Genomic DNA, 7,154 nt, shown 5'->3' with positions numbered 1-7,154 from the left:
GTCGCCAATCACGCAGGCCACAATTAATTCAGGATTATCAAACACCGCCCCGAAAGCGTGGCTAAGCGAGTAGCCCAGTTCGCCGCCCTCGTGGATGGAGCCCGGCGTTTGGGGCGAGGCGTGGCTGGAAATCCCGCCGGGGTAGGAAAACTGCGTGAACAGCCGTTTCAGCCCGATTTCGTCCTGGCTGATGTTGGGATAAACCTCGCTGTACGTTCCTTCCAAATACGTGCCCGCCACCACCGCCGGCCCGCCGTGCCCCGGCCCCGAGAGGTAAATCATATTCAAGTCGCGCCGCTTGATAATGCGGTTGAGGTGGGTGTAGATGAAGTTCTGGCCCGGCGTGGTGCCCCAGTGCCCCAGCAGCATCTTCTTGACGTGCGCCAGTTGCAGCGGCTCGCGCAGCAAGGGGTTGTCGCACAGGTATATCTGGCCCACCGAGAGGTAGTTGGCCGCCCGCCAATAGGCATCGAGGCGCTGCACCACTTCTGGGGAGAGCGGCGTGGCGGCGGGGCGGGCGATGGGGGGCGCGAGGGTGGCAATAGTCATAAAACGGGGTGAGCTAGAGTACAAATACTGATTCTTATTCCTGCTGCAAGCGACTGACCAACTGCGCAATTATCCGCTCCTCGTCGGTCGGAATCACGCGTATCATTACCCTGCTGGCTGCGCTCGAAATCACGTCCGCGTGCGTCGCGTTGTGCGCCGCGTCGAGCTCAATGCCCAAAAACGCCAGCCCGGCGCAGATGCGAGCGCGCACCTCGGCCGCGTGCGCGCCAATGCCACCCGAAAACACGAGCGTATCGAGTCCGCCGAGCACGGTCGCGTAGGCCCCGACCCACTTGCGGGCCTGGTAGCAGAAGAGCTCGACAGCCTCGGCCGCCCGTGCATCGGTGGCCTGGGTGGCCAGCAAATCCTGCATGTCGGCGCTGGTTTCTGATATGCCCAGCAGGCCCGATTCGTGGTTGATGAGGTGATTGAACTCCTTGGCCGTGAGCTGCTCGGCTTGCAGGAGGTAAGCGGCCACGCCGGGGTCGAGGTCGCCGGGGCGGGTGCCCATCACCAGGCCGGCGGCGGGCGTAAAGCCCATGCTCGTGTCCTGGCTCTGACCATCCAGCACGGCGGCCATGCTGGCCCCGCTTCCCAAGTGCGCTAGGATAACCTTGCCCCGCGCCGCCACCGGCCCCGCCTGCCGGGCCAGCTCTTCGAGCAGGTAGGCATAGGAAAGCCCGTGGAAGCCATAGCGCCGCAGCCCATGCGCCTCGAAGCGGCGCGGCAGTGGCAACTGCTGCGCCACGCGGGGCATGGTGCGATGGAAATCAGTGTCGAAGCACGCCACTTGCCGCAGGTGCGGGTGGCGCTCGCCCACGGCCATCATAAGGGCCAGCGCGCCAGGCAGGTGGTCGGGGTCGAAGGCCGTAAGCTGCTGCAAGTCAGCCAATAATTTGGGGGTAATGAGTTCGGGGGCCAGGTGCGCCGGCTCCCCAAATACCACCCGATGCCCCACGGCCGCCACGCGGGCAAAAACCGCGTGCCGGGCCAGCCAGTCCAGTAGGAAGCCGGCCGCTGCCACTGGGTCGGGGGCCGGGGCCGGGCAGGTGGTGGGGCTACCCGCCGCCTTGCTGAACGTGAGCTGCGCGCCGGGCTGGCCAATACGGTCGAGGTGGCCGTGCAGCTGGCGCGGTGGCCCTTCGCCCGGCCCGTACACCGCAAACTTGATGCTCGACGAGCCGCCGTTGAGGACTAGAATAAGGTCAGCTTCGGCGGCCATACGGGGAGCAGGGAGAGGTTAAACAGACAGGCCAAAGGCGGCCAGTTGGGCGCAGGTCGAGGCGTAGCTTTCGTGGCAAATGCCCCGGATGCCCCGCCCCGCCGCCACGCCCACAAACAGCGGCTGGTCTTCGAGGTACAGCACTTGCCCGGCCGGCGTTTGGGCCAGGTCGAGCGCCAGGCGGAAGATGGCCACGTCGGGCTTGCTGAGGTGGACGAAGGAGGAAGACACGAAAAAATCCACGAAGTCGGCCAGCCCGAACGCGCGAATGCGGGAGGCATTCAGCTCGCGGCCCTCGTTGCTGACCACGGCTATTTTGAGGTGGTACTTGGCCTTCAGCTGCCGCACCAGCGCCAGCATTTCAGGATAAGGCTGCGACCGGGCAAACATGAACTCCTGAAACGCGGCCGCGCCAAACGGCCGGGGCTGGTAGAACACCACGTGCCGCAGGTAGTCGGCCAGGCTGAGGCGACCCAGTTCGTAGGTACTGAAAACCAACTGGTGGCGCCGTTCCAGCTCAGCCGCATCCAAGTTGAAGGTGGTGGCCGCCAACTGGCGCGAGGCCTGCGTCCAGCCATTGCTGAGCAGCACACCGCCGATGTCCACGAACAGGGTGGTAATGGGGCGCGCAGGGGCCGGGGGCGAATGTTCTGTCATCTGTCATCGGAACGCGCGCGGGCTAGCGGCTGACCGCACCGACTTTTTTGTGGGTGGATAATCGAGGCGCATGCTTGCCCACGCGGCGGGCGGCCTTACGGAGCGCGGGCGCCACGGTATGGGCAGCAGTTGCTTTACCGGCTTTGTGCTCCTTGGCCAGCAGCTTGGCGAACTTCCGGGCAATTTTTTTGGCGGCGTTGGCCACGATTTTTTGTAGCTTCTTGGCGTGCTTTTCGTTGATACCAGTCAGGCTGGCTTGTAGACTTTCGGCCAGAGCCGCCTGCAACTGGGATTCGGATTTTTTCATCGGAAGGAAGGGCTGAGAATTAATAGGGGTGCTTATTTGGCCAGGTAGCCGCCATCAACGGGGTAGTAGGCCCCGGTCACAAAGGAGGCTTTATCGGAGCTGAGCCAGATGACCAGCTCGGCCACTTCCTCCGACTTGCCCAAGCGGCCAATGGGGTGCAGCGCCACCAGCCCGGCTTTAGTTTCGGCCGAAAACGCACTCAACAAGGGCGTGTCGATGTAGCCGGGGCCCACGGCGTTGAGGCGGATGCCCTGCGCAGCGTATTCCTGAGCCGCCGTTTGGGTGAGGCCGATGACGCCGTGCTTGGCCGTGACGTAGCCCGCCAGCGTGGGCGTGCCCACCTGCCCCAAGATGGACGACATATTAATTATCGCGCCGCTGCCCTGCTTCAGCATCACTTCCAGCTCGTATTTGAGGCAGAAGAACACGCTGTTCAGGTTCACGTTGATAATGCGTTGCCAGCCTTCGAGCGAGTAGTCGGCCGTCAAACTCAGCTCACCCGTGATGCCGGCGTTGTTGCAGGCTATGTCGAGCGTGCCGAAGGTGGCTACGGTGGCCTGCACCAACTGGTGACACTGGACCGGGTCGCCCACGTCGGCTTTGTAGAATTGGGCCTCGGCCCCGGTGGCCGTTAGCTCGGCTACCACCTGCTGGCCCTGCACTTCGTCGATGTCCGACACCATGACCTTGGCCCCGTGCTGCCCGTAGAGCAGCGCCACGGCCCGGCCGATACCCGAGGCCGCCCCGGTAACCAGGGCGGTTTTTCCTTGCAAATCCTTGTCCATAGAGTACGTATTGTTGGCCCCGAAAGCGCGGGGCAAGGCCGCCCGGTCCGGCTGGGGGTGGGAAGAAAGCCGGGCATAAAGGTCCGGACCGGGCCATTTCCATATCCTGACAATAATTGCCTGATTGCCTGATTTTTGTCAGGTTATCAAAAGCCGCTTTCAGGAGCCGATGCGCCTAGCCCATAAAAATCCCCGGCTTCCGGGGCAGGAAACCGGGGCTTCTGGAGCCGCCGCCGTTGGGAGGAATGCGTGAAAAGTGGTTAAGGTGTTTTGGCGGCAATAGCTGGCTTTTCAGCCAGTGCTTACACGTAGGTTTCGGCCAGGTAAAACTCTGGTTGCTCGACCGAGGTATCGGCCAGGCGCTCATCGAGCTGGGCCAGGGTCAGGGGGGCGGGCAGCAGTACCTTCTGGCCCAGCTGCCAGTTGAGGGGCAGCGACACGTGGTGCTCGTCCACGTATTGCAGGGCCTGGAGGGCACGCAGCAGTTCGTCGAGGTTGCGGCCCACGCTCATGGGGTAGTACATGACGAGGCGCACTTTGTGGCTGGGGTCGATGAAAAACACGGCCCGCACGGCGGCCGTGTCGCTCTCGCCGGGCTGGAGCATGCCGTAAAGCCGCGCCACCTTCATGTCGATGTCGGCGATGATGGGAAAGCGGAAGTACACGCCGCTTTTTTCGCGCACATCATTGACCCAGGCAATGTGCGAGTGGATGCTGTCGATGCTCAGGCCCAGCAGGGCGGTGTTCAGGGCCGTAAACTCGTCCTCGCGCTTGGCAAAGCCCATCAGCTCAGTGGTGCAGACGGGCGTAAAATCAGCCGGATGCGAAAAGAACACGACCCACTTGCCGGGCTCAAAATCGGCAAACTTGAGGGGGCCGGTGGTAGTAAGCGCCTCAAAATCGGGGGCTTGGGCCCCGATGCCGGGCGGGCAGTGCGCGGGTTGGTTGGTATCCATTTTTTAGGAGAGAAAAGCTAAAAAGAAGTAACTGATGTGGGCGCTAGCCCCTATCCCTCTGCTGGCAGCAGCAGTATTGGCACCGGGCAGTGGCGCAGCACGGCGGCCGTGACGCTGCGGTGAAACAGCTCGCCCAAAAAGCTGCGCGGCCGGGCGATGAGCACCAGCAAATCGGCTTGAGTGTCGGCCAGCGCCTGCGCAATGCCGGCCACCGGCGACGAGTAGATTTGCTGGTAGAGCCGGAGCGGTGCCTCGGGCGGTAGCAGGCCACTAGCCTGCACGTCGGCCAGCGCCAGGTGGCTCGACCGCGCCGCCTCGTCGGCATTGGGCAGAATGTGGGCCACCGAATAAGCCGCCGCCCAGGAAGCCAGCAGCGGCGCCACGGCCAGGCCCGCCGCGTTGGGCGTAAACGGCTCCCCGTCAACGGCCACCAGCACGCGGCGCGGCGGGCCGGCGGCGGTGGCAGCAGCGGGCACCAGCAGCAGCGGCCGGCGCGTATCCCGCAGCACGGGCAGCACCTGGCTGCGCAGCAGCTCATCGAGCAGGCCTTGGTCGGGGCCCAGGCCCATGGCCAGCAGCAGCGGCTGGTAGCGGCGGATGGCGGCGGCGACGTCATCGACCACCAGCCCAGTAGACTCCAGCACCTCGGCGGGTACGGGCAGGCGGCTAGCCAGGGCCCGTAGCGCCGTCATGGTTTCGGCCTCGTCGAGGTCCAGTTCTTCCGTGGCCGCCGTCAGCAGTTCGGGCTCGCTCAGCACCGGGTAGAGGTAGCAATGCAGCAGCACCAAGCGTAGGCCCAGCGGGTGGCCCAAGGCAGCGGCGTACCGCGCCGTGTGGGCCGCCGCTTCGGGCAGATTAGCCAGCAGGAGAATGGAGGAGTTCATAATAACTAGTAGTAGAACAGTGGGTTGCGTTCAGTGTAGCCTATGCAGTGGGCAACGCCCCGGCGAGGAAAAAACTCGGACCAACTACCGGCGCCTCGGCCACAGAGCCCGGCGCGGAATAGTCCGCTTTCCAGCCATCGGGCGTCATGGTGGCATCGGCTTCCTGGGCAATGCGCAGCGCGGTCGGGCTCACGGAGCCCGCGTCGTGGCGGCTGGCCGTGTGCGATGGGCCGCTGGGGCCGGTGCGGCGGAGCGAGCGCATAACCTTGGTTTAAAGCAGTTTGGAGGCAGCAATCAGCAGGTAGTTGTCCACGTCCTGCGCGCCGGCCTCGTGGGCATCGTAGGCGGCCTGCTCGCGGTCGAGCCAGGTAGCGACGGTGCCGGTGAGGGTGGCGCGGCCTTTTTCGACCAGCACCTCCACGTTCTGGTTGTGCAGGCTGGCCGACCAGAAGTACAGCGTGCGGATGCGCTCGGCCAGCGCAAAATCCGAATTCGGATGGGCGGCGGGCCGCAGTGCGCCGGGATACCAGGCGGCGGGCGGGCCGGCAAAGCCGGTGCTGCCCAGCACGCGCACGTTGTTCTCGACCTCGGCCACGCCGTTCACGCCAGCGGCCACCTCGGCGGCCTGCGCCTGCTCGAAGTGGCTGTTTACCTGGCCGTAGAGGTGCACCTTGCCGTTGGTCACGCGCAGGCTGAAGTCGAAAAAGCTGACGTAGGGGTCACGGGCCAGCGCGTCCAGAATGGACTGGTGCACCACCACATCGGGCGTGAACCAGCGGGTGCGCACCTTCAGCAGGTTGTGCACATTCCACACGCCCACCACGTGGCGGGCGTCGTACTCGGCGCTCTGCTTGGCGCGCAGGCTGCTCACCTCGCCGGTCAGCGTCACTACGGCATTGTGGACCGCTACCACCGGCTGATACGAGAGCACGCGCGGGTCGGAGCGGAAGGTATCGCGCACGGCCTGGGCAATGTCTTCGTTGCTGCGCTGGGCGAACTTTTCGCGCCGCATATCGGCACTCAGCGCCCAGTAGGCCACGAATAAATCCCGGGCATCGACGCGGCGGGCCCCGGCCTGGTAGGCCACGGCTACCACCTGCGCCCGCTCGGCGGCGGTGCCCACCGTGCCGCTTAGGTGCACTACCCGGTCGTTGGTGCGCACTTCTACCAGGGCGCTATTCACCCGAATATCCCAGGCCAGCAGCTCGCGGATTTGGGTACTGATTTCGGCATCCGAATTTTGAATTTCGCCCCAGCGGATGGTCAGCTCGTCAGTGTTGAGGCGGCGCACGCCGCGCACGCCCCGCAGCACGCGCAGCACCAGCTGCTGCTCGGCCCACGACTGCACCACGCCGGTGGGTGCCACCACGCCGTCGGCCACGGTGCAGGCCACGTTGTAGTCGGTGGTGGCGGGGTCGGCGCTCAGGGCTTGGGTCACGGCGTGGTATAGCTCGTCGTTGGGCACATCGGGCGTGCTGATGATAAGTTCGTTGACTACCCCCCGCACCCCGCGCACGGCCAGGGCAATTTCCTCGGCCCGCTCGCTGGCCAGCAGGTTGTCGGTGATGCCGGTCAGCTTCACAACGCCGTCGTGGGTAGCCACGTCAATCAGGTGCGCGGGCACGCCCTTCTTGGTGAGAAAAAACAGCTCGATGGCGGCCGTAATGTCGGAGTCCGACAGGTGCTCGGTAGCGGTCGGTAGGGCGAAGGTTTCCAGGGTTTGCATGGGCGTGGGAAAAGGAAAAAATGAAGCCGTGAACTGGCCACAAACTTCCGCCCCGCACGCTGGCAGTG

The 7,154-nt window shown here is 64.6% G+C and carries 9 protein-coding genes; all 9 read right to left on the bottom strand.

Annotated elements, in window-relative coordinates; translation table 11 throughout:
• The coding region (locus tag ACYVGC_RS23770; RefSeq protein ID WP_460586338.1) for a phosphoketolase family protein at nucleotides 1–549 on the bottom strand (549 nt) is incomplete at its 3' end.
• 34 nt (nucleotides 550–583) lie between these two features.
• Nucleotides 584–1,771, bottom strand: a complete 1,188-nt coding sequence (locus tag ACYVGC_RS23765; RefSeq protein WP_460586337.1) for an acetate/propionate family kinase — start codon at nucleotides 1,769–1,771, stop codon at nucleotides 584–586.
• A gap of 18 nt (nucleotides 1,772–1,789) precedes the next feature.
• On the bottom strand, nucleotides 1,790–2,428 hold the full coding sequence (locus ACYVGC_RS23760; protein WP_460586336.1) for an HAD family hydrolase: 639 nt from the start codon (nucleotides 2,426–2,428) through the stop codon (nucleotides 1,790–1,792).
• A 22-nt stretch (nucleotides 2,429–2,450) separates the two neighbouring features.
• Nucleotides 2,451–2,735, bottom strand: a complete 285-nt coding sequence (locus ACYVGC_RS23755) for a hypothetical protein (protein WP_460586335.1) — start codon at nucleotides 2,733–2,735, stop codon at nucleotides 2,451–2,453.
• A 32-nt stretch (nucleotides 2,736–2,767) separates the two neighbouring features.
• A complete protein-coding gene (locus ACYVGC_RS23750; RefSeq protein ID WP_460586334.1) occupies nucleotides 2,768–3,520 on the bottom strand; it encodes an SDR family NAD(P)-dependent oxidoreductase in 753 nt (250 codons plus the stop codon).
• 302 nt (nucleotides 3,521–3,822) lie between these two features.
• Nucleotides 3,823–4,476, bottom strand: coding sequence for a peroxiredoxin (locus tag ACYVGC_RS23745; protein ID WP_460586333.1), 654 nt, complete (start codon nucleotides 4,474–4,476; stop codon nucleotides 3,823–3,825).
• A 50-nt stretch (nucleotides 4,477–4,526) separates the two neighbouring features.
• Nucleotides 4,527–5,360 (bottom strand): universal stress protein, encoded by an 834-nt coding sequence (locus ACYVGC_RS23740; RefSeq protein ID WP_460586332.1) that lies wholly within the window; start codon nucleotides 5,358–5,360, stop codon nucleotides 4,527–4,529.
• Nucleotides 5,361–5,400: 40 nt separating this feature from the next.
• Nucleotides 5,401–5,622: a hypothetical protein gene (locus tag ACYVGC_RS23735; protein ID WP_460586331.1), complete on the bottom strand. Its 222-nt coding sequence runs from the start codon at nucleotides 5,620–5,622 to the stop codon at nucleotides 5,401–5,403.
• Between the two features lie 9 nt (nucleotides 5,623–5,631).
• Nucleotides 5,632–7,086 (bottom strand): BON domain-containing protein, encoded by a 1,455-nt coding sequence (locus ACYVGC_RS23730; RefSeq protein WP_460586330.1) that lies wholly within the window; start codon nucleotides 7,084–7,086, stop codon nucleotides 5,632–5,634.
• Nucleotides 7,087–7,154: the final 68 nt, after the last annotated feature.

This window comes from Hymenobacter arcticus (assembly GCF_054779975.1).
Note: the sequence above shows the minus strand (reverse complement) of the source record. Positions and strands in the feature narration are given on the sequence as shown.

Excerpts from the sequence above, each read along its gene's own strand:
- ACYVGC_RS23765 (WP_460586337.1), bottom strand. The coding sequence starts at position 1,771 with ATGGCCGCCGAAGCTGACCTTATTCTAGTCCTCAACGGCGGCTCGTCG.
- ACYVGC_RS23760 (WP_460586336.1), bottom strand. The coding sequence starts at position 2,428 with ATGACAGAACATTCGCCCCCGGCCCCTGCGCGCCCCATTACCACCCTG.
- ACYVGC_RS23755 (WP_460586335.1), bottom strand. The coding sequence starts at position 2,735 with ATGAAAAAATCCGAATCCCAGTTGCAGGCGGCTCTGGCCGAAAGTCTA.
- ACYVGC_RS23750 (WP_460586334.1), bottom strand. The coding sequence starts at position 3,520 with ATGGACAAGGATTTGCAAGGAAAAACCGCCCTGGTTACCGGGGCGGCC.
- ACYVGC_RS23745 (WP_460586333.1), bottom strand. The coding sequence starts at position 4,476 with ATGGATACCAACCAACCCGCGCACTGCCCGCCCGGCATCGGGGCCCAA.
- ACYVGC_RS23740 (WP_460586332.1), bottom strand. The coding sequence starts at position 5,360 with ATGAACTCCTCCATTCTCCTGCTGGCTAATCTGCCCGAAGCGGCGGCC.
- ACYVGC_RS23735 (WP_460586331.1), bottom strand. The coding sequence starts at position 5,622 with ATGCGCTCGCTCCGCCGCACCGGCCCCAGCGGCCCATCGCACACGGCC.
- ACYVGC_RS23730 (WP_460586330.1), bottom strand. The coding sequence starts at position 7,086 with ATGCAAACCCTGGAAACCTTCGCCCTACCGACCGCTACCGAGCACCTG.